This is a genomic window from Phormidium tenue FACHB-1052 (assembly GCF_014696675.1).
Classification (GTDB): Bacteria; Cyanobacteriota; Cyanobacteriia; order Phormidesmidales; family Phormidesmidaceae; genus Nodosilinea; species Nodosilinea tenuis_A.
The window spans coordinates 1-20,711 of record NZ_JACJQN010000010.1 but is presented as its reverse complement, the minus strand read 5'-3'; the positions used below and the strand labels follow the sequence as shown (position 1 = coordinate 20,711).

At 56.0% G+C, this 20,711-nt stretch carries 16 protein-coding genes; 10 read left to right on the top strand and 6 right to left on the bottom strand.

Features of this window, described 5'->3' with window-relative positions:
* Positions 1-15: 15 nt before the first annotated feature.
* From H6G07_RS14365 to H6G07_RS14345, 5 genes are all read left to right on the top strand, one after another.
* A complete protein-coding gene (locus tag H6G07_RS14365) occupies positions 16-372 on the top strand; it encodes a DUF6883 domain-containing protein (RefSeq protein ID WP_073611058.1) in 357 nt (118 codons plus the stop codon).
* Complete coding sequence (locus H6G07_RS14360; protein ID WP_073611057.1) at positions 369-773, top strand: DUF2281 domain-containing protein; 405 nt, start codon at positions 369-371, stop codon at positions 771-773. Before H6G07_RS14365 ends, H6G07_RS14360 begins: the two co-directional genes overlap by 4 nt.
* Before the next feature lie 591 nt (positions 774-1,364).
* Complete coding sequence (locus H6G07_RS14355) at positions 1,365-2,057, top strand: DUF5671 domain-containing protein (protein ID WP_073611056.1); 693 nt, start codon at positions 1,365-1,367, stop codon at positions 2,055-2,057.
* Positions 2,050-2,502 carry a hypothetical protein gene (locus H6G07_RS14350; RefSeq protein ID WP_073611055.1) on the top strand — a complete coding sequence of 151 codons (453 nt, stop codon included), beginning with the start codon at positions 2,050-2,052 and terminating at the stop codon, positions 2,500-2,502. The genes H6G07_RS14355 and H6G07_RS14350 overlap by 8 nt, the downstream gene beginning before the upstream one ends.
* Positions 2,503-2,857: 355 nt before the next feature.
* Positions 2,858-4,396 (top strand): B12-binding domain-containing radical SAM protein, encoded by a 1,539-nt coding sequence (locus tag H6G07_RS14345; RefSeq protein WP_242026799.1) that lies wholly within the window; start codon positions 2,858-2,860, stop codon positions 4,394-4,396.
* Positions 4,397-4,518: 122 nt separating this feature from the next.
* Here H6G07_RS14345 and H6G07_RS14340 read toward each other — a convergent pair whose 3' ends face one another.
* Positions 4,519-5,739 carry an ATP-dependent 6-phosphofructokinase gene (locus H6G07_RS14340; protein ID WP_073611053.1) on the bottom strand — a complete coding sequence of 407 codons (1,221 nt, stop codon included), beginning with the start codon at positions 5,737-5,739 and terminating at the stop codon, positions 4,519-4,521.
* Positions 5,740-6,144: 405 nt separating this feature from the next.
* Between H6G07_RS14340 and H6G07_RS14335 the strand changes: the two genes are divergently transcribed.
* Positions 6,145-6,960: an HNH endonuclease gene (locus H6G07_RS14335; RefSeq protein WP_190740718.1), complete on the top strand. Its 816-nt coding sequence runs from the start codon at positions 6,145-6,147 to the stop codon at positions 6,958-6,960.
* A gap of 132 nt (positions 6,961-7,092) precedes the next feature.
* Here the strand turns inward: H6G07_RS14335 and H6G07_RS14330 are convergent, their stop codons facing one another.
* Entirely contained in the window at positions 7,093-7,569 is a 477-nt protein-coding gene (locus tag H6G07_RS14330) for a hypothetical protein (RefSeq protein ID WP_073611051.1), read from the bottom strand.
* A gap of 416 nt (positions 7,570-7,985) precedes the next feature.
* Here H6G07_RS14330 and H6G07_RS14325 point away from each other — a divergent pair, with 416 nt between their 5' ends.
* From H6G07_RS14325 to H6G07_RS14315, 3 genes are all read left to right on the top strand, one after another.
* Positions 7,986-9,050: a hypothetical protein gene (locus H6G07_RS14325; RefSeq protein WP_073611050.1), complete on the top strand. Its 1,065-nt coding sequence runs from the start codon at positions 7,986-7,988 to the stop codon at positions 9,048-9,050.
* Positions 9,051-9,219: 169 nt separating this feature from the next.
* Positions 9,220-9,984, top strand: coding sequence for a hypothetical protein (locus tag H6G07_RS14320; protein WP_190740716.1), 765 nt, complete (start codon positions 9,220-9,222; stop codon positions 9,982-9,984).
* A gap of 150 nt (positions 9,985-10,134) precedes the next feature.
* Positions 10,135-10,635 (top strand): hypothetical protein, encoded by a 501-nt coding sequence (locus H6G07_RS14315; protein WP_139297204.1) that lies wholly within the window; start codon positions 10,135-10,137, stop codon positions 10,633-10,635.
* A 149-nt stretch (positions 10,636-10,784) separates the two neighbouring features.
* On the opposite strand, the gene H6G07_RS14310 is transcribed toward H6G07_RS14315, so the two are convergent.
* From H6G07_RS14310 to H6G07_RS14295, 4 genes are all read right to left on the bottom strand, one after another.
* Positions 10,785-13,118 carry an acyl-CoA dehydrogenase gene (locus H6G07_RS14310; RefSeq protein ID WP_073611048.1) on the bottom strand — a complete coding sequence of 778 codons (2,334 nt, stop codon included), beginning with the start codon at positions 13,116-13,118 and terminating at the stop codon, positions 10,785-10,787.
* Between the two features lie 156 nt (positions 13,119-13,274).
* Positions 13,275-14,459 carry a thiolase family protein gene (locus H6G07_RS14305; RefSeq protein ID WP_073611047.1) on the bottom strand — a complete coding sequence of 395 codons (1,185 nt, stop codon included), beginning with the start codon at positions 14,457-14,459 and terminating at the stop codon, positions 13,275-13,277.
* 186 nt (positions 14,460-14,645) lie between these two features.
* Positions 14,646-17,018: a 3-hydroxyacyl-CoA dehydrogenase NAD-binding domain-containing protein gene (locus tag H6G07_RS14300; protein ID WP_073611046.1), complete on the bottom strand. Its 2,373-nt coding sequence runs from the start codon at positions 17,016-17,018 to the stop codon at positions 14,646-14,648.
* A 204-nt stretch (positions 17,019-17,222) separates the two neighbouring features.
* Positions 17,223-19,328 (bottom strand): AMP-dependent synthetase/ligase, encoded by a 2,106-nt coding sequence (locus tag H6G07_RS14295; protein ID WP_199312102.1) that lies wholly within the window; start codon positions 19,326-19,328, stop codon positions 17,223-17,225.
* 1,322 nt (positions 19,329-20,650) lie between these two features.
* On the opposite strand from H6G07_RS14295, the gene H6G07_RS27100 reads away from it, so the two are divergent.
* Positions 20,651-20,711, top strand: a 61-nt coding sequence (locus H6G07_RS27100) for a transposase-like zinc-binding domain-containing protein (protein ID WP_422393855.1), incomplete at its 3' end; no start/stop codon positions are given.

Here is a 20,711-nt window from a genome sequence, read left to right as displayed (position 1 = left end):
AATAGGTAAATAGGCATGGCCAGTGCAGAGTCACTACCAGAGAAATTTGATTTTCCCTTGGAGAAGGCAGAATACCTTTTTAGTGCTACGGGCAAGCCTGGACAAGGAGGAGATAAGCAGAGATTCTGGACTGGCATTATGGGTTTTCGTTCATCCACAGCAATTCGCACCGCCATACTATCGGCTGTCACCCCCGAAGACTTGGTATACCAAAGCCAGAATGAATATGGCAAAATTTATCGAGCATACCTACTGCTCAATAGCCCATCTGGTTTGGTGAGGCGGGTGCGTACTGTTTGGATTGTTGAATCTGGAACGAGCGCTGCCCGGTTTGTAACGGCTGTGCCCGATCGCGCAGGAGGCTTATCATGACGCAGTTTCAGCTTTTTGATAGTGTGCAGCTTTTGGAACCGGTGCCTTTGATAGAAGGTGATGTTGCGCCAGAGGGTACACCAGGGGCGATCGTTGAAGTGTTTAACAAGGGCGAAGCCTTCTTAGTTGAGCTGTTTGGCCAATGGGTTAAGTACGACGACACCGGAGATTTTATCCCTGCTACCCAAGATGACTCTACTGCTTTTATGGAAACCCTTGGAGTTGAAACGGTCTACCCGCATCAGATAAAGCTTTTGGCGGCAGCGCGGGAAGTGATGGGCGATCGCAGTTCTCTGCGGGTTTTGGCCAATGAGCTATCTGATGACTTGGTAGCGGAGGTGCTAGATTTTGCAGAGTTTTTGAAGCAGCGCCGACAAAAGCCTCTATCGGCTGATGGTTAAGGTTTTAAGAGTGCTGTCAGGCCAAAAATTTACCCTGGCTATTGTCACCCTAATTTGTGTCTCCAGCGATCGCGTGCCGAGAGGGCAAATGATTATTTGCCCTCTCGGGGTCTATAACCTGTGGTAACAAAACCCGTTTGTTTGTCCTCGCAGGGGCAGGGTTTTGTAATTACACCTGCGTAGTTGCTTCGCGATCGCGATCGCGAAGCAACTACGCAGGTGTGTCAAGCAAGCGATGGTGAGTGTCAGGTACGCGATCGCGATCGTATCTTAGACAATCGCAATCGCCAAACAAGTGCTGGTGAATGTCAGGTGCGCGATCGCGAGTGTCAAGCATGCGATCACGACCGACAGAAACACGATGAAGGTGCAGCATTGCCCAGATGTACCTGATGCCTACAAAAGGTCGATATATTAGACCAGCCCACCCCCGCACATTCTCACCAAATGGATTCGCCGTTGAGCAGGGCAAACGCTGTTTGCCCCTACGGCGTTTCTGGGTATAGCCAGTGTTTTTAGGTTTTACAGACCAGTTAAACAGGTGGATCGCTAGGTATAGTCAGTGTATTCCTAACGGATTACCGTAGGGCTATGAGTACAGATCTTCCACCTATCCCCGACAGTCGCAGCGAGCTGGTGCAGTTCATTTTGCTGGCGCGCGATCGCGGCTCCTCCGACGAGTTCATCAGCAAGCTGCTGCGCGACTACGGCTGGCCCTCCCGCGAGGTCGAACGGGCCTTTTTTGAGGTGTACGAAGGGCTGGTGGGTCGCCCGTTGCCCACGCCGCGCGGCACCTCGGGCGAGCTGGCGCGGGATGCGTTCTTTTATCTGCTGGCCTTTGTCACCCTGGGCATCTGGATTCAGGCCCTAGGGGAGATGGCCTTTATTTTTATCGATCATTTGATCCCCGACAGCCTCAACAATGGCTATGGCTTCTACGATTCGTCGTGGCAGGTGGCCTTTGCCCTGGCTCGGCTGCTGGTGGCCTACCCGGTTTATCTGGGGCTGATGCGGCAGATAAATCGCGATCTGGCCAATCACCGAGAGAAGCATTTCTCTGGGGTGCGCAAGTGGTTGACCTATCTGACGCTGCTGGTAGCGGCAATTATTGCCATTAGCGCCGTGATTGCCTTTTTAACCTCGTTTTTGCGGGGTGAGCTGACGCCGCGCTTTTTGCTTAAGGTGCTGGTGGTACTGGTGCTCGACGGCGGGGTGCTGTGGTACTACTTCGACTGGATTCGGCGCAAGCCTGCCCCTAAGGTTTTAAATTTGGCCCATGAATAGCGAAAGAGTGAGTCACAAGTCCTTTGATCGGGCCTTTGCTGGCGTGGCAACGGCAGCGGTGATTGCGGCGATCGCAGCCGGTTTCTGGGTGCTGGGCACCCCAGGTCGGCAGCGCGAAATTGCCGCCGATCGCCAGCGATTGCAGGATGTGGGCACCATTGCCCAGCGCCTCCACGAGCAGTATCTGGCTGATGACGACAGCTTCGAGCTGCCTGCTAACCTGGATGCGATCGAACTGCGCAACGACCCGCTAACTAATCAGCCCTACGAGTATGAACGGCTGAGCGATCGCGACTTTGAGGTCTGCGCTACCTTTGATACCGATAGCAGCACTCACCGCCTCGGCAATCAGGAGTCAAACCCCGATGCCCAGCGCTGGCAGCACCCCGAGGGACGCCACTGCTTTGAGTTTGACGTGACGGTGTATCCGACATTGGTATATTGAGAGACATTATTTTTTGGTTCTAGAAATAGCCCACCAGAGTTTGTTATGGCTAAGAATTGTTGCTGAAGCCTTAACGGCAGTCAGCAAAATCAGTCTAATGTAATGAAGCAAACCGGAGCAGGAAGGCGATAGGTTTACTATTGCCTTTGTCGAGAAAACCGCCACCGAGCATACTTCACAGCTAACCTTTCCTATTTTTAGATGATTCTAGGGATATCCCTGGGATTTCAGGCCAGCTAGCGGTTTAGGCCGCTGGCTTAGTTTGTGTCAGCTTTAATCGTCTGAGGGAAAAATAATGAAAGCATTATTGCTATATCCTCTTTTTCCTAAAACCTTCTGGTCTTTTGATCGGTTTATGGAAATGGCCAGTCTCAAGGCTTTTATTCCCCCCTTGGGCATCATTACTGTCGCGTCGATGCTGCCTCAAGACTGGGAAATTCGCTTTTACGATCGCAACGTGGGCTACGAAACTGAGGCCGATTGGGAATGGTGCGATCTGGTCATTCTCTCAGCTATGGCGGTGCAGAAAGCAGACTTTCATGAGCTGATTCGCAAGGCGGTACGGCTCGGCAAAAAAGTGGCGGTGGGTGGCCCCTACCCAACGGCCTTTCCCGAGCAAACTCTGGCTTCCGGAGCCCATTACCTGGTGCTAGACGAAGGCGAAATCACCATTGCGCCCTTTCTTCAAGCGCTGGCGGACGGGCAGGAGAGCGGCGTTTTTCGAGCGGACGAAAAGCCCGATGTCACCCTCAGCCCCATGCCGCGCTTTGACCTGCTCAAGCGCGACGACTACCTGATGATGGCGATTCAATTTTCGCGCGGCTGCCCCTTTAACTGCGAATTTTGCGACATTATCACTCTCTATGGCCGTAAGCCTCGCACGAAGGGTATCGACCAGACGCTGGCCGAGCTGCAAGCCCTCTACGATCTGGGCTGGCGCGGTACTATTTTTATCGTTGACGACAATTTTATTGGCAACCAGCGCAATGTGAAATTGCTGCTGAAGGCGCTGATTCCCTGGATGCAGGAGCACAATTATCCCTTTACCTTTTTCACCGAGGCTTCGGTGAATCTGGCGGAAGATCCAGAATTGCTCGATCTGATGTCGCGATCGGGTTTCTACGGCGTATTTTTAGGCATAGAAACCCCCGACCAAGACAGCCTAAAAGTTACCCGCAAGCAGCAAAACACCCGCAACCCGTTGACTGAAGCCTGCCGCAAAATTAACGACGCCGGGCTGATGATCTACGCCGGATTCATCATCGGATTTGATGGGGAGCGATCGGGGGCGGGCCAGCGCATTCAAGATTTTGTGGAAGAAACTGCTCTACCCCAGCCCATGCTGGGGGTGTTGCAAGCGCCGCCCCACACCGCCCTGTGGAACCGGCTTGAACAGGAGGGCCGCCTGCTGGACGATCGCGGCTGCATTGAGTATGGCGACCAAAATACGCTGATGAACTTTGTGCCGACGCGACCCCTGGCAGAAATCGCCCACGAATACGTCGAGGCGCTGTGGACAATGTATGAACCGGCGGCCTACCTGGCGCGATGTCTGCGCCACTGCCAAAACATCAAAACCAACCACTATTTTCAGCAGCAGATCTCGTTCCCGCTGTGGAAGGGGGCTAAGCTGGTGGCCCGGCTAGTGTGGCAGCAGGGCATTCGCATGGGCGAGATTCGTGGCCAGTTTTGGCGGCAGTTGTGGACGATGGCGACCACCAAACCCCGGCTGCTGGGGCTGTATCTGGGGCTCTGTGCCGCTGGGGGACACTTCTGGGAATACCGGGAGTTGGCGCGGGAGCGCATTGGTGGGCAGTTGGGCTACGACCCCCTACTGCCGCCGCCAGAAGATGCGGTGGTGGAGGCGCAGTCGGCGTTGGTGGCCAGTCGGTAGGTTTAGTCACCGGTCGATCCCCCTGCCCCTTAAAAAGAGGGACTTAAGGGGGATCTGCGCCTTTGCTAATAGCAACAGGACTCTTGAGACGCCATCTCATACAGCAATGCTGGTGCGTTTGGTTAGTAACTGGGCTGCGCGATCGCCGCTACTTCCTGCATGACGGCCTTGGGGTCGGGCAGCGTATCGGGATCGCCTACATAGATACCCAGCGATCGGGCCACTTTGACCATGGTGCTGTCGGTTTCCACCGGGCTGGGGCAGATGCCGCGCAGGTGACACTCGCGCACGGTGGCGATTACATCGCTGAGGTCTTTGGAGCGGACGCGGCCCGCTTCCCACACCACCAGGCGATTGTAGCGGCCCTCGGCGATCAGATCCACCGCTTTGCGGCCAAAGGCGGAGGCCAGCAGGCGATCGCTGGCGGTGGGAATGCCGCTGCGCTGGATGTGGCCTAGCACCATGGCGCGGGTTTCGACTCGATCCATGTCGCAGTAGGCGGTGTCGCCGGTTTGGCAGAGGGTGCGGCTGCGATCGGCGATCGCCGTGGCCAGAGCTTCGCCAATCAGGTGCTGGGGTTTGCCGTCTTCGCCGTGGACGCCCTCGGCTACCACCACCAGGGCAAACTTGCGGCCCCGCTGGCGCAGATCGGCGATGTGCTGACAGATCTGAGTGATCACCAGGGGGCTGAGGTTGGGTACCAGCTCAGGAATCAGAATCACATCGGCCCCGCCCGCAATGCCGCCGTGGAGAGCCAAATGCCCGGCATCGCGACCCATGACCTCGACCACCATGACGCGATCGTGGCTGGCAGCGGTAAAGGTGAGGTCGTAGAGGGCGCTATTTACCGTCTGCACCGCCGTGTTAAAGCCGATGGATTTTTCGGTGAAGGGCACGTCGTTGTCGATGGTTTTGGGAATGCCGATCAGGTTCCAGCCGCCGCGCTGGGCCAGGTCGTAGATGATGTCGAGGCTACCGTCGCCGCCGATCGCAATTAGGGCGTCGAGGTTGAGTTTTTCGTAGCCCGCCAAAATTTTGCTGACCTGGTCAGGCCCGTCAAAGCGGCTTTTGCTGAGCGAACCGAGGATGGTGCCGCTGAGAAATTGCAGCACGTCGAGCCCCTGCAAAATGCCGGGAATGTCGTAGCCGTGGTCGGTGAGCAGCAGGTGCTCGGGGTCGTACTGACCGTCGGCTACCTGCATAAAGCCATCGGTGCTGTAGGGTATGCCAATGACATCCCACCCGCGCCGGTTGGCGCATTTGACCACCGCTCGAATGACGGCGTTGAGGCCGGGGCAGTCGCCGCCGCTGGTGAGAATGCCAATGCGCTGAATAGATGTCATAAACGGTATCCGAAAGGCTGATCTCCTCAATCCTCAGGCCAATTGAGACCTGGGAAGTGCCCTCTTCAACAGTCTTTAACAGTCTTAACGCAGAATAATCTTCATTAATAACCACGGCTATGCCGCCTTCAATAAATTGCCATAGCCCGTTTGCTGTCTCGACGATCTAGGTGGATCCCCAAACAAAGTCTTGACCTGACGGTCGATACTCGATGAAGCTGTGCCGATTCCAGAGGCTTTTGAGACGTAAAGGGTACGCTTATTTTTGATAAGAGACAGTGCTAAACCCTGATGAATTTTTCCAATCCTGCCAAAGCTCTTTCTGCCAAAGCAGCTGAGGCTGCCCATCAGCTTGGCACTCACATTGAGGCAGCAACTTCGGAAGCTAAAGTTGCTGTTGGCTCCATGCAAACTACCCTTGCTGGTGCGGCAACCTCTGGCGCGGCGATCGCCCAAGCGTTGAAGGATCTGCCACGCACTGCTCAGGAACTAGCGGTAGAAATGCCCAAGCTGGCGCGGCGAGTGCAAACAGCGGGAGTACGTTTGAGCGATACGCCTCGGTCTGAAGCCGATGTTATGGCGCTATTTAACAAAATTCCGGGCACCTCTAAGTTGGGGGTGAGCGAACGCAATATTCGGGTATTTCTCTCTGATAAGCACGGTAGCCACATTCGACCCCATGCCCGAGGCGGCAGCAACGGCGCTGAGAACATCGTTTGGGAAGTCGGCACGAATAACCTGCGACGGGGTGCTGACCTGATGACAGGGCAAGAGCAGATCTACATTCGTCTCTACAACGCTGTAGACTCGGTACTCAAAAATTCGTTGACCATTGGCAAGTTGGGGGTAGCCGCTACAGGCACCGCCGTATTAACCCAGGCTGTAGTCACAGCCGTGGCCTACACGCTAGATCTCCACCGTGGCGACATTACATCAGAGGAATTTCGAGACAAAATTGTGGCGGCGGCTGTTAGTGCAGGTATTGCCACCCCAATTTTCTTCCTAATTTTGATTACCGTAATCGCGCTTTTTCCAGAAATTGCGGTTGTTTTATCAGCGCCCGCTGTGATTACCGGTTTCAATGCTCTTTTTGGGGCTAGCATTGCGCTTCCTATCGTGCAATCTATTCTGCGACACCTGGAGGCAAGCGGTTTGGGGAACAACGGTCAGGCAGAGGATGCAGACAACCCCATGGCTTCTGAAACGCAGGCCTCGACCTAACGACGAAGCTCCTTTTAGGAGCGCTGGGTTTGCTGAATTGGTATTAGCTGGGCCTACAGCCCAGGCCTGTTGGCTGAGCCGGTAAGCCCGTTTACTTAAGCTAAGGCAGGGATTAACAACATTAGGGCTAGCTTAAATGCACAAGTCGGTAGACCATTCTTGGGAGCCGCGATCGGGTTGGCAGCGCACCTGGCTACCGGCCCAGTCGAGCCGCCATTGGTCGCCCTCGGGCACAAACTCCAGGCGATAGCGCATGCCGTTGACGGAGTCGTCGGCGAGGCCGGTTTGGGTGAGAATTACCAGGGCCATGGCGTCGGTTTGCTCGACCACTTCAACGTCTTCTTCAAAGTTGCCTTCGCCCGGTTCGGTGCTGCCAAAGGCGGCCAGGGCAACTTCGGTGGGCTCTGCCCCGACGGCCCCGCCAGGCACGGGCACTTCGGTATAGTCGGCGCGATCGCCTACGGCATCCCCCTCCGGTGGCTCGGTGACTGGGGCTTCGATGGTGGTCTCTCCACCGGTATCTGGGGTGGTGGCCGTCGGCTGACAGGCGGCCAAGGCAATCAACAGCGCACTGGCGGCCAGGGCAGGAATCAGAGGATTTTTAAGCATGTTTTTATCTCAATTAAGGGCTTATTAATGTCTTTAAGACAACAAAATACTCAGAATATAGGACAGTATTGGCTTTGCGCAGGCTGTTGTTAACTACCGAAACCTTTTGCCAGCCAGAACTTCTGGTGAGCCAGGCTGAGAATTAACTAACTGAACACTCTTATACGAGACATTGCGCGGCATCGGAGATGCGATCGCGTCCCTCTGCAAACCCTGCAAAAGCAAAATCTCGGGATGAGACCCATTTGCCTTTGATTGAGTCTCAATTAAAAAATGAATAGACCTAGAATGAGGCCGTTGCGCCTTAGAGCAGTTTTCTCCCAGTCAGCCCGGGTCAAGGGGATGTTTTTTGGGCCAGACCGCTTACTATGGCATGAGTTCAAACCAGCTATTTCACCCAAAGGGGTCTACTTGCCATGGTTTTGCCCTTTGACGCTGCCCCAAGTCAGGTGCGGATTGAGCGATTTTGGCAGCTTCCCGCCAGCTTTGGCATGGAGCGCAACGCTTACCACAACTACTTAAACGAGATCGTCAGCGATCGCTACGCGCTGATCAAAGGGCTACAGCTGCTGCGCGACGAGCTGCAATTTGCTGGGGCTAGCCCAACGGATATTCAGGCCTGCGGGGCCGATATGAGCCTGCCCAGCGCAGTGACGACGCTAGCCTACACCAACTGCGGCGATCGCATTCACCAGGGTGAGGCCACCAAACGCTACCGCGACGTGGTGGCCTCCCGGTTTGCCACCCTGTCAGAGATTGGCGAACTCAAGCTGGAGGCGTTTTTCCCCGCTGGGGGCGGCACCGACAATGGGGCCACCCTGGCCCACGTCACCGTGGCCCACGAGCTGGATGAAAAGCTCAAACGGCGGGTCTATGAGGGCAACCCGCAGTCGATTTCGCTGGTGGCGATCGATCTCAAAACCCACGTGGGGCGCATTCAAGAAGATGGCAAGCAGGTCTACGGCAAGACCCGCGAATCTCCCTGGCGAGAACCTCGGGCGGCCTGCGGGGCGATCGTGGGTGCCCTGACCAGTTATCAGTCAGAGAATTTGATTCACCGCCGCATTCGCAGTGACCTGGGGGAGCGCAATTTTCAGTTTTTGTCGTCCCAGCAGATTTTGACTGATGAGGGGGTCGATATCACCATGGCGGTGGCGTCAGCGATCGTGGCGATTCGCGGCATTCGCAACACGGCATTGGCCCTGGGGCAAGAAATGGATGAGCGTGGCCTGGGCCACCTGACCGCCAGCACGACGGTGAATCGCCCTTCTCGCGATGACCTAGTAATTTATCTGGCTCGCGCTACGGTCTTCAACGGTATGGTGCGCATTCAAAGCCTGGGCACTGAGGCCAAACACTACGGCGGCAAGCTGGTAGGCTACGCCGGAGAAAAGCGGCTTCAGCTGCGCTACGACGACTGGGATGTTGAAGATGTGCCAGTCGAAGAAATTCCTTACAAGGTACGGCTCTCAGGGCTGTAATACCAGATGACTGTAAAGGGGGTGTTTCTCCCTAGAAAACCGAGTCCAGTTGGGAATCTGGCGTTTTTCTAGGGACAAAACTCCGCTGCTAGGCTTGCATGGAGGTGGCGGGCGCTATCGCTCGTTTATTTCTACGGTGATGCCCTCTCTGGTTAGGGCCGCAACCCCTATGAAGCACAGCCTATTAAACGAGATTTTTATGATGAAAATACTTTTGAAATTGTGTCTAACTCGCATTTCCACCGTCGCCCTGATCGGGCTTTCTGGGTTGATAACTGGATGTGCTAACGTCACGCCCTCTAGCACTTCAGTAGATGCCGATTTAGCCTCAAAAATAGACCCAAATGAGTCTTCTGGAAACTCAGAATCAGTTGAGTTAGCGGCAGAAGAACCGCCATTTTTTGGCGATCGCTACTTTAACTTCTACGGCGGCAATGGCACCGGGCAATCGATCACCATTGAATTAGATGGCGCGACTACCGTGGAACAGCACGGCACCGAAAGCAGTTCTGTGCTCTATCGGGGACAGTTTTCTAATCCTCTCATCCTAGATGATGGAGAGCGATTGCGGATAGAGGGAAACACCATCTCTAAAATATCTGAAGATGGGGATATTATCAGCGGCTGCAATGGTGAGGGTGAACCCTGTGAGTCAGAGCTTTATGACGCCACGACATCGCCGCCTATTTTGGATGGGTTATATGTGCTGGGTGGTACCGATCAAGGCCTAGAGGTTTTTGGCGACCAGTATCGCTACTATGATGAAATGGGCGAGAAAGAGTGGAATCCTCTGGTAGAGCTAACTTATATCCAGCAAGGGGTGATATTTGACGGTGAAAACTACTGGTGTCTTCCTCGCCCTGATGAAGCTGGCGTCTGTACTGAAAATGGGTGGCGATCGGTGGAAGAAAGTTTATCTGAGCAGAGCAATTAAATGTGGGAAAGTTGGAAGTCTAATTGTCCGGCTTTGGCTAGAGTGATTGGTTCAGGTTTGGCTGGAGTGATTTTAATAGGATGTACTAATTCGACTGCATCTAATATTGCACCAATTTCTTCGGTCGAACCTAGCTCACTTAGCAGTTCTTTGCCCAAGGAATCAACGGATTTATCACTCCAGATAGAGCAGGCCAGCGTAGAAGAAAGTCCGACTACAACCTTGGGCCAAAAGCAGGCTGTGGCTGAGCAAACTTCTGAGTTGCGATCGCAAGATTTGCCAGAGCAGGAACTTCGTCTAGGCGGTCTTTCGCTTGGGGTTGAGGGGAAGACGGTTATTCGTGAATTTGGGCAGCCGAGTCAGGTGAGCAGCTCGTTTTATAGTCAGCTCGACTACCCTGGTTTCACCGTTTTGCTGGAGGAGGGGACGGTGATTGGCATGACCAGCACCAGCGACCAATATTGCACCCCAGCAGGAGTGTGCCCCGGCATGGATTTTGAGCAAGTGCGCGAGCGCTATGGTGTGCCGGTAGTGAGCGATCGCGAGGATGGCAGCTTTATGGAATACTACACAGCGGACTCCTCATGTTGGCTAAAAATTGCTGTGGATGGCGAGCTGGTCGAATCGGTCAGTGTAGTGTGCCAGCCTTAGCCCGATCTGCACAAATCTATGGTGAGTATCGTCTTGGTTAGTCTGACAAGGGGATCAGTTCTGACAAACCGAAAGTCTTAACCTGGGACTCTTTTAGATTTAAAGGAGTCCCAGGTTAAAGTTTGTGAGTCTTGAAACAGGATTAACTTCTATCCTCGATCGGACAGCAACGGCTGAGGGGCGTCAATTAGATCTACTGTGCTACCAGCCTCGTATTCGTCAAAGGTGAAGGCATCGACCTGGATGGCGTCTTTGCGGGCTTCATCCGCCGCCATCAGAACATCCCATTCGCTCTGGGTGAGCAGCCCTGCCCGGTGGGCCAGGGTTTCTAGGGATTCTGAACCATCGGTAGCTAGTTGCCCGGTGCGGACAGCGTCTTTGAGGCGACGGTGAATGGGGTCGGCCTGGTGGCTGAGGGTATGGGCCTGCTCTAGGCGGCCCAGCGCTTCAGTGGGGTCAGTGGGCAGATAGATGCCAGCGGTGAGGCGATCGCGCATGCCCTCCATCGTTTGCAGATCTTTCGCCACCTGGTGCCCTAGGCGATCGGTGGGCAGGGTCGCTAGGGGATTTAGCCTCAGCCCAAGCCCCATCAGCGGCTTAAGCAGCGTCCCAACCACAGGCAGCGATAGGTTGCTGACGATGCCCTCAAAGGCGGTTTGAATTTGAACCAGGCCATACTGGGCTGCCCATTCTACCGTTGCTAAGTCGGCGTCGGGTCGCCCTTCGGCCTCAAACCGGCGCAACATGGCACTGGTCAAATATAGCCAGGAGAGGGCATCGGCATAGCGGCCAGTAAGATTTTCGTGGCGTTTAAGGCTGCCGCCGTAGCGGATCAGCGCGACATCGGTGAGGATGGCGAAAGTGGCCGAAGCCCAGGAGAGTTTGCGGTAGTAGGGGGCGGTAGGGCCGCTGACTGGAGCTTTGGCCAATCGCCCCTGGGTAAAACCCAGCCCAATAGATCGACCGACGTTGTGAATAAACGTGCCAACATGGCCCCACAGCAGCCGGTCAAAGGCAACCCAATCGCTGTCGTAGAGAGCCTGAATCTCATCGTAGAGGTAGGGGTGGCAGCGGATAACGCCCTGGCCAAAGATCATCAGGGTGCGGGTGAGAATGTTGGCCCCCTCAACGGTGACGGCGATGGGAATGGCGGTGTAGACGTTGGCCAGCAGGTTGCGCGGCCCCCGGCAAATGCCGGAACCGCCGAGGATATCCATGCCGTCGTTGACGATGGTGCGGGCTAGCTCGGTGCTTTGGTACTTTGCGATCGCACTCACCACCGCCGGCTGCGCCCCACTATCCACCGCGCCACAGGTGTAGAGGCGAGCGGCATCGACGACATAGGTCAATCCGGCAATGCGGGCCAGAGGTTCTTCGACCCCCTCGAAGCGACCGATGGGCAAACCAAACTGCTGACGTACGACGCTGTGAGCGCTGGCCACCCGCGATACTAACTTGGCCACCCCAGTACAGGTGGCGGGGAAGCTAATACCCCGACCCGCTGCCAAAGTCTGCATTAGCATCTTCCAACCCTGGCCTGCTTGAGCAACGCCGCCGATGATCTGGTCGATGGGTAACACTACGTCGTGGCCCTCAATGGGGGAGTTAAAGAAGGGCACGCCCATGGGGTCGTGGCGATGGTCGATGACAACGCCAGGGGTTTCCCTTGGCACCAGGGCGCAGGTGATGCCCACGTCATGGCCCAGCCCCAGCAGGTTGTCGGGGTCGTAGAGGCGAAAGGCGAGGCCGATCAGCGTTGCGATCGCCCCCAGGGTGATATAGCGCTTTTTCCAGTTCAGCCGCAGATACAGCTGGCCGTCTTCTCCTTTAAATACTTCACCGCGAGAGGTGAGACTGGCGGCATCAGACCCGGCCAAAGGCTCGGTCAACGCAAAGCAGGGAATTTCTTCGCCAATGGCTAGGCGCGGCAGGTAGCGAGCCTTTTGCTCGGGGGTGCCGTAGCGCAGCAGCAATTTAGCTGGGCCGAGGGAATTGGTCACCCCCACCGTGGCCACGTGGGTAAAGGAGCGCGACGCCAGCTTCACCATTACGGCGCTGTAGGCCAGGTTCGAAAAGCCCAGACCGCTAAACTCCTGGGGAATCATCATGCCGAAGAATTTTTCGTGCTTAAGAAACTTCCACACCGCCGGAGGCAGGTCTTTGCGCTGGTAGATCTCCCAGTCGGTCGCCATCTGACAAACCTGCTCCACTGGGCCGTCGAGGAAGGCCTGCACCTCGGGCGGCACCGAGGGGTAGGGTTCGTTGAGTATTCTTTGCCAGTCGGGGTTTCCAGAGAAAAACTCGCCTTCGATCCAGACTTGGCCTGCCTCGATCGCGGCTCGCTCGGTGTCGGAGATTTTGGGCAGCTGTTTGCGAGCAACTTTGCCAAGGGGGGTTGAGATAAGACTTCGCCGGAGCGAAGGGACAGCGATCAAAAGAATGAGGACGATGGTGAGGGAGAGGAGCAGAGTAGGTAGGAGCATGGTGAGCCTGGGGTGGTGGGAAGTTTTGAGTTTCGAAAGGGGGAGGTAGGTTGGGTGAAACGCAGTGGAACCCAACACCTGGTCGGCAATAGGATTTTGTGAAATCCAAAGAGTTTGTTGGGTTTTGCTACGTGCCACCCAACCTACGCAACAACTTCATCGCATCAAATTTTCAAACACCCCCGCTGCGCCCATTCCCCCACCGACGCACATGGTCACCAGCCCATAGCGCGTGCCGCGTCGCTGCATTTCATGGAGTAGAGTGGCGGTGAGCTTGGCACCGGAGCAGCCGAGGGGGTGGCCCAGGGCGATCGCACCCCCATTGACATTCACAATCTCTTCGTTGAGGCCCAGCTCGCGGATGACGGCGAGGGATTGGGCGGCGAAGGCTTCGTTGAGTTCGATCAGGCCGATGTCGGCGAGGGTAAGGCCGACCTGCTTCAGCACTTTGGGAATGGCGGCGATGGGGCCAATGCCCATAATTTCGGGGGCCACTCCGGCGACGGCGAAGCCGAGTAGGCGACCGAGGGGTTGCAGACCGAGTTCGTGGAGTGTATTTTCGCCCATGACGACGGTGGCGGCGGCGCCGTCAGACATTTGGGAGGATGTCCCAGCGGTGACGGTACCGTTGGCTTTGAAGACGGGTTTGAGCTGAGCCAGGGCCTCTAGACTGGTGTCGGCGCGGGGGCCTTCGTCGGTGTCGAAGGTCAGCTCCTGGGTGTGGGGCTGGCCGTCAATGTACTCAGTGGTGCGCACGGTGACGGGAACGATTTCAGCTTTGAACCGACCGGATGCCTGGGCAGCGATGGCTTTTTGGTGCGATCGCAGGGCAAAGGCATCCTGATCAGCGCGGGATATTTGGAAGCGATCGGCGACTCTCTCGGCGGTGAGACCCATGGGAATGTAGGCATCGGGCATCTCCGCAAACAGCTCGGTGCTAGGAGAAAACTGGTGTCCGCCCATGGGGATGATGCTCATGGACTCGACACCGCCCGCCACGATCACGTCGGACTGCCCCCAGGCAATGGCTTGGGTGGCCATGGCAATGGTTTGCAGCCCTGATGCGCACAGCCGATTGACGGTGACGCCAGAAACCGAGTCGGGCAAACCCGCTCGCAAAGCAATCAGCCGGCCCAGGTTATACCCCTGCTCGGCCTCGGGCATGGCGCAGCCCATGATCACATCGTCGATGTGGTCAGAGACCAGGGCGGGGATGCGCTCCAGTGCGCCCCGAACGGCGGCGGCTCCCATGTCATCGGGGCTGGTGTGGCGGAGGGTACCCCGGGGCGCTTTGCCCACGGCGGTACGGACGGTGCTGACAATGTAGGCGGTGGTGTTCATAGCGGGAGGCTCTGGTGGAGGGGAGTAATGGAGTGGGGAATGATGGAGTGGGGAGTGGGAGAGGATGGGGGGGAGTGATGGAGTGGAGGGTTCAAAGTTCAAAGTTCAAAATTTTGAATTTTTAGTTTTGAATTTTGAACGTCTGATCACCCCATTACCCGATCACTCCATCAACCCCCTCACGCCCTAGTTCCTCAATGGTTTCTTCGTCTTCAACATGTGCAGCAATCGCTCTTTAGTCTTGGGTTCGTCGATTAGCGGCAGGAAGTTGTCGCGTTCTAAGTTGAAGAGATAGGACTCGTCTACGGCGGCGGGGACAGTGAGGTCGCCGCCTGTGAGGACGTAGGCGAGGCGGTTGGCAAGGCTGCGATCGTAGTCGCTGATGTAGTTCCCGGCGTGCATGACGTAGGCCATGTGTTCGAGGATGGCGCGGGCGGGTTGGCCGAGGACGGGGATGGGCTGGCGGGGTGGGGGCGCGTAACCCATGCGGTGCAGGCAGAGCACTTCCTGTTTGGCGGCGTAGAGGCGGCGATCGCTGTTCATCACAATCTGCGTGGTGGCGGGCAAGAAGCCTAGCTCGATGCCTTCGTGAGCGCTGTTGGAGACCTGGGCCATGCCGACGGTGCGAAATACCTGCTTCAGCCAGGGCAGAATGTCGGCGGGTTCGTCGGAGATAGCACGCTGGCTAGCCCAGCGGGCGAGGCGCATGAGGCCGCCCCCCGCCGGGATGAGGCCAACGCCCAATTCCACTAGGCCGATGTAGGTTTCGGCATCGGCAACGACGTGGGGGCAGGCCATGGCGAGTTCGCAACCGCCCCCCAGCGCCCGCCCCTGAATGGCGGCAACCACGGGTTTAGGGAAGTAGTAAATCCGCTGCACCAGGGTTTGGACATCGTGGAGCAGCTTGGCAATGGTGCGATGGTTGCGGTTGAGGGGGTTGAGGTTTTCCCACTGGGCGATTTTGCCCACCTCGGCGAGGTTGATGCCAACGCAGAAGTTAGGGCCTTCGTTGCCGATCACCATGCCGTGGTAGTTGTCGTGGGCGGCCAGCCAGTCAAGGGCAGCACCGAGACCTTCGACCACTTTGGTACTGAGGGTATTGGCCTTAGAGCGAAACTCAAACAGGGCAATCCCGTCTCCGGCATCGAGCAGGGCGGCCTCGCTGTTGTGCCAGAGCGGCGGCTTGGCTTTCAACTCGACTAGATGGAGTTCATTAGTAGGGATTTCCAGGGAGACGTAGCTTTCACCGGGCACATAGACGGTTGGTGTGGCGATCGCCGGGTCGGCATTGTAGAAACCCGTTGCACCGGTCGCATGCATGCGCTCAACCCAGGGGGGAAGAGTCAGCCCGGCCTGGTTCATATCGTGAATCACCCGGTCAAAACCCAGGGCATCCCAGATGGCGAAGGGGCCAATTTCCCAGCCAAAGCCCCAGGCCATGGCGCGATCGATGTCAGCCGGGCTGTCGGCAATTTCGGGGATGCGGTTGGCGCTATAGGCCAGGGTTTCGAGCATGGTCTGGCGGAAGAAATCTCCGGCTCGGCTCCGCTCTTTATATAAGTGACGCAGGCGTTCGGCTAAATCGTGTTTTTTCAGCCCGTCCAAATTCCCCAGGTTGACCGGGCGAGGCGAGTCGTAGCCAAAGGTTTTAGGATTCAGCGAGCGAATTTCGCCGCCTACTTTTTTGTAAAAACCCTGGCCCGACTTGGCCCCCAGGGTGCCCGTAGCCACCAGCTTGCGCATCAGCTCGGGGGGCTGAAACAGCTCGCGCCGCTCGTCGTGGGGGATGGCAGGGTAGAGGTTATCGGCGACATAGAGTAGCGTGTCGAGCCCCACTAGATCTGCCGTGCGGAAGGTGGCCGACTTGGGTCGCCCCACCAGGGTGCCGGTGAGGGTGTCGATCTCCTCGATGGTGTAGTTGCCCTGGATGAACGATCGCAGACCCAGCATCGACACAAACACACCGATGCGGTTAGCGATGAAGTTGGGGGTGTCTTTGGCGATGACGATGCCTTTGCCCAGCCTGTCTCGGCCAAAGGCGGCCACGCGCTCAACCACGGCAGGGTCGGTATCGGCGGTGGGAATGAGTTCGAGCAGTTTTAGGTAGCGAGGTGGGTTAAAGAAGTGGGTACCCAAAAACCGTTTTCTAAAGGATTTTGATCGCCCCTCAGCCACCTGGCGAATCAGCAGCCCGCTGGTGTTGGTAGAAATCACCGCGTCTGGGCCAACGGTGCGCTCAACCCGCGCAAACAACTCCTGCTTGACGGCGAGGTTTTCGACCACCGCTTCAATTACCCAGTCCACCGTAGACAGGCGATCGAAATGTTCTTCGTAGTTGCCCAAAATGACGCGCTTCACCGCTTGCTGACTGTAGAAAATCGGCGGCGACTGCTTACAGGCTTTTTTGAAGGCTCCTTCTACCAAGTCATTTTTGTTGCCTTTTTGAGAGGGCAATTCTAATAGGTGAACAGTGAGCCCGGCATTGGCCAGGTGAGCCGCAATTTGGGTACCCATGACCCCGGCTCCGAGGACGGCGGCGGTTTGAAGTGGCTGGCGCATGGTTGACTCCTTGATGTGGCGTAGTTGGAGGAAGAGGGAATAAGTGTTGAGTTTTGAATTTTGAGTTTTAAGTTGGGAAAAGTCGGAGAAAGTTGAGAATTTAGGGTTCGGGTTTGGGGTGATGGAATGGCTGAGAGTATTGTTCAAAGGAAGAGTTTTGAGCTTTCGCACTTAAAATTCAAAACTCAGAATTCAAAACTTGCCTTAGTAGCGCATTAGCGATCGCGCATACACCGGACAACTCTCCCCGTCTCCCCCATCCACCTCATCTCCCCCATCCACCTCATCTCCCCCATCCTCCCTAACTCCGCCATCGCCATACAACCGCTCCACCACCTCGTCTAGCCCCTCGCTGTGCTCAACTAGGGCAAACTTGCGCACGGTTGACCAGTAGGGGAAATGGCAGTTGGCATTGTCGATCAGGCTTTGGTAGAGGGCGGTGATGCGGGGATGGTGCCACCAGTCGGGTTGGGTGAGGTCAAGGCCCCAACTCTCGACTTGCTGACGCAGAGTGTCTAGCTCAGGAACGATCACCATGGCGCAGAACTTGTGGTTAGCGCCGACGGTGATGGCCTTGGCTACCAGGGGAGAAGCCATTAATTCTTGCTCTAGGGGTCGGGGAGAGACATATTTGCCGGTGCAGAGTTTGAAGAGGGCTTTTTTCACTCCGGTGATAGTGAGAAAGCCGTCGGCATCGAGGGTGCCGAAGTCGCCAGTGTGTAGCCAGCCATCGGGGGTGAGGGCGGCGGCGGTGGTGGCGGGGTCATGGTAGTAGCCCTCCATGAGAAAGGGCGCGCGCACCAGCACTTCTTGGTCGGCGGCGATCGCAATCTCAACGCCGGGAATGGGCAGACCGACGGTGCCGGGGCGGTTGTGGCCCTCGCGGGTGTAGGTGAGTACGCCGCTGGTTTCGGTGAGACCATAGCCTTGATAGACGGGCACCCCCGCCGCTGAGAAAAACTTGACAAGATGGCCAGACAGGGCGGCACCGCCACAGATACAGGCTTTGAGTCGCCCACCAAACACCTCGCGCCATTTGACAAACACCAGCCGTTCGGCTAGCTGCATTTGCAGACGGTAGAGCTTTTGGGGCGGCTGAGCTGGGTCGAAGCGAGCCGTGAGCTTGATGGCCCATTGCAGCACCCGCCGGTCGAAGTGGCTGAGGTGGTTGACCTGGTCGAGAATGCGCTCGTGCACTTTTTCGAGTAGCCGAGGCACGGTAATTAAAAACGTAGGCTTGACCCGACGCAGGTGCTTGATCAGATGGTTGGGGTCAGAGAAATAGATGCTGTGGCCCCAGGCCAGGTGGCCATACAAAAACACGCGGGCAAAGATGTGGTTGAGGGGCAAAAACAGCAGGGCCACTTCGTCGGGGCCGGTTTGAAGATTGGGGTAGCTAGAAAACGAAGCCAGCACGTTGGCGGCGATCGCCTCATGGCTGAGCATCACCCCCTTGGGGCGCTTGGTTTCGCTGGCAATGTAGATGATCGTGGCCAGATCGGCGGGCGCGATCGCATTCCCCAATCCCTGCACCGCCGCGACCGTCCACCGCAGGTGCCCCCAATGGCGCACCTCTGCCAACGCGCACACCCGCAAAGCCTGGGGCATTGGCACTGGCGGACACGCCTGCGTCTGAGCCTCACACAGCAAGTGAGGAATCTGCAAACAAGCATCAGGGGACGGCGTGAGCTGAGCATCTTCAGGGTTTGCTCTGCCATTTCCTCCATCCCCACTCCTCCAATTTTGGAGAGCACCAGCCTGCCAACCATCGGGCACCTCAGCCACAATCACGGCTTTTAGGGTGGGCACTTCCCACAGGTAGGGGCGAATTTGGTCGAGCAGGGCGGGGTTAGAGACGACCAGCAGCGGCGCTTCGACCTCTTGCAAAATTAGCAGAATGTTTTCAATGGTCTGGGTCAGGTCGATGGGCACGTTGACGAACCCGGCCAGCAGGGTGCCGAGGTCGGCGATCGCAAACCCTACATCGCTGTGCATCATTAGAGCGACGCGATCGCCTCGCTGCAACCCAAAGGTCTCTAACCCCAGGGCAAATTCTTCCACCGCCCGACGAAAGGCCTCGGTAGAAAAGGATTGCCAGCTTCCCTTGCGCCATTGGTTGAGCGCGCGATCGTTGGCAATGGTTATGCCATCCACGCCATTAAGCAAAGACGGCAGGGTGCGGTGAAGAATGTCAGGGCTGGGACTGACCAGTCCCGCTGGAATACTTGTTTTGAGTCGGCTCCCGTTTTTGGGGTGCCACAGGCTATGTGCTTCGCGAAGCGCGAGATTGAAGAGAGTTGGGGTAGTCATGGCGGCTGGGAAGTGAGGGAAAGTGAGGGGATATAGACCTAAAGCGGCGACCCGTTCGCGTTTGTCTGGGCTGAGAATCTAACCAAGGATGGAGAAACTGCCAAACGTTTTCCTTCGCCAGCAAACGACGGAGGAATTAAAAGAATGGACAAACTCACGGCAACCTCCAGGTAAGGAAGGTAACTGCCGGTTTGATGACCTTGAAGCGGGGGCGATGACTAAAGGATTAAGCCTGATGCGTTAGAGCATTAATCTCATAGCCTATTATCTGATGATCTAAAGATGACAATTAAAAACTAAAATCCATACACCCTGCCAATCATTTCAGCATCATTGCAAGTCAATTACTGGCAATAGTTGATGAAAATTGGTGCAGTGCTTTTGTTTTTAATTGCCTTTAGCTGTTTAGTCACTGACTCAAGGGAGCCAGGTTTTATTAAGGGTTGTCACAAAAAAGCCCGTTAGCTCCTCTGACGACGTTCGTTGTTTCGTTAATTATAGCTTCCCAGTTTTTGCCCCATCCATAATCGAAATCTATCGCAAATAACTTTTGTGAAGGGTTGGGCTAGTAGGTGCTCTAGCCTGGCACAAATGCTCAGGCTACTTATCAGGTGCGTTGCTAAACCCTTGGGGATCACGGAAAAAGGACAGGAAAATTCACCTTTCCCTACCACTTTTTCAATCTTCAATCTCTGCGATAGGTAGAAATAGCCATCGCAAATGGACATTCCCGAAAATTCGACAACGGAAGAGAATGGTCAAATGACTCGAAAACCATGGAAGACATGACTAGCTACAAAAAACCCCACTGTTACCAGCGGGGTAGGTAGGTCGTTGTTACTTAGGAGGAAAGTCGTTGGGTTGTCTACCGGGCGTAAGCAACACCACAATAGTTGAGTTGCATCGCGGCAGGCTCCTGAGTGATGTCTGGTTTGTCTCAATGTATTCATAGTCTTCTAAATTCGCGATTTGGGAAGTGATAGCGGTATTGTCGAGCGGTGATAGTTCTAGCCCTAGAACGTGAGCGATACCTCCCTTCCGGATGATGCAGATCACAATTTCCGGTTGGTCAACCAAATAGAGCCGCCCCGTATGGGTGAAATAGTGCTATTGAACCAACAGCAGGGGCGGCGTTGCTTAAGGCAAGTATGATTTGCCCCCCCAGCCCCCAATGCTGGGGGAGCCATAGTCTCAAAGTCCCCCAGCATTGGGGGATTTAGGGGGCCATGCAGCAGCTAAAGGTTTTGCCGGTTCATTCCTCAATTCAGCAACGCCCCGGAGACGGCGTTGCATAATTGAGAGATGAATTAGGGTAATCTGCGATGCAATGTCCAGACTGTGGAGCCACGCATATCCGTAAGAATGGTAAACGGAAAGGTAAGC

Excerpts from the sequence above, each read along its gene's own strand:
- H6G07_RS14300 (WP_073611046.1), bottom strand. The coding sequence starts at position 17,018 with ATGCGCCAGCCACTTCAAACCGCCGCCGTCCTCGGAGCCGGGGTCATG.
- H6G07_RS14325 (WP_073611050.1), top strand. The coding sequence starts at position 7,986 with ATGGTTTTGCCCTTTGACGCTGCCCCAAGTCAGGTGCGGATTGAGCGA.
- H6G07_RS14310 (WP_073611048.1), bottom strand. The coding sequence starts at position 13,118 with ATGCTCCTACCTACTCTGCTCCTCTCCCTCACCATCGTCCTCATTCTT.
- H6G07_RS14340 (WP_073611053.1), bottom strand. The coding sequence starts at position 5,739 with ATGACATCTATTCAGCGCATTGGCATTCTCACCAGCGGCGGCGACTGC.
- H6G07_RS14320 (WP_190740716.1), top strand. The coding sequence starts at position 9,220 with ATGAAGCACAGCCTATTAAACGAGATTTTTATGATGAAAATACTTTTG.
- H6G07_RS14350 (WP_073611055.1), top strand. The coding sequence starts at position 2,050 with ATGAATAGCGAAAGAGTGAGTCACAAGTCCTTTGATCGGGCCTTTGCT.
- H6G07_RS14295 (WP_199312102.1), bottom strand. The coding sequence starts at position 19,328 with ATGACTACCCCAACTCTCTTCAATCTCGCGCTTCGCGAAGCACATAGC.
- H6G07_RS14360 (WP_073611057.1), top strand. The coding sequence starts at position 369 with ATGACGCAGTTTCAGCTTTTTGATAGTGTGCAGCTTTTGGAACCGGTG.
- H6G07_RS14355 (WP_073611056.1), top strand. The coding sequence starts at position 1,365 with ATGAGTACAGATCTTCCACCTATCCCCGACAGTCGCAGCGAGCTGGTG.
- H6G07_RS14365 (WP_073611058.1), top strand. The coding sequence starts at position 16 with ATGGCCAGTGCAGAGTCACTACCAGAGAAATTTGATTTTCCCTTGGAG.
- H6G07_RS14330 (WP_073611051.1), bottom strand. The coding sequence starts at position 7,569 with ATGCTTAAAAATCCTCTGATTCCTGCCCTGGCCGCCAGTGCGCTGTTG.
- H6G07_RS14335 (WP_190740718.1), top strand. The coding sequence starts at position 6,145 with ATGCAAACTACCCTTGCTGGTGCGGCAACCTCTGGCGCGGCGATCGCC.
- H6G07_RS14305 (WP_073611047.1), bottom strand. The coding sequence starts at position 14,459 with ATGAACACCACCGCCTACATTGTCAGCACCGTCCGTACCGCCGTGGGC.
- H6G07_RS14345 (WP_242026799.1), top strand. The coding sequence starts at position 2,858 with ATGGAAATGGCCAGTCTCAAGGCTTTTATTCCCCCCTTGGGCATCATT.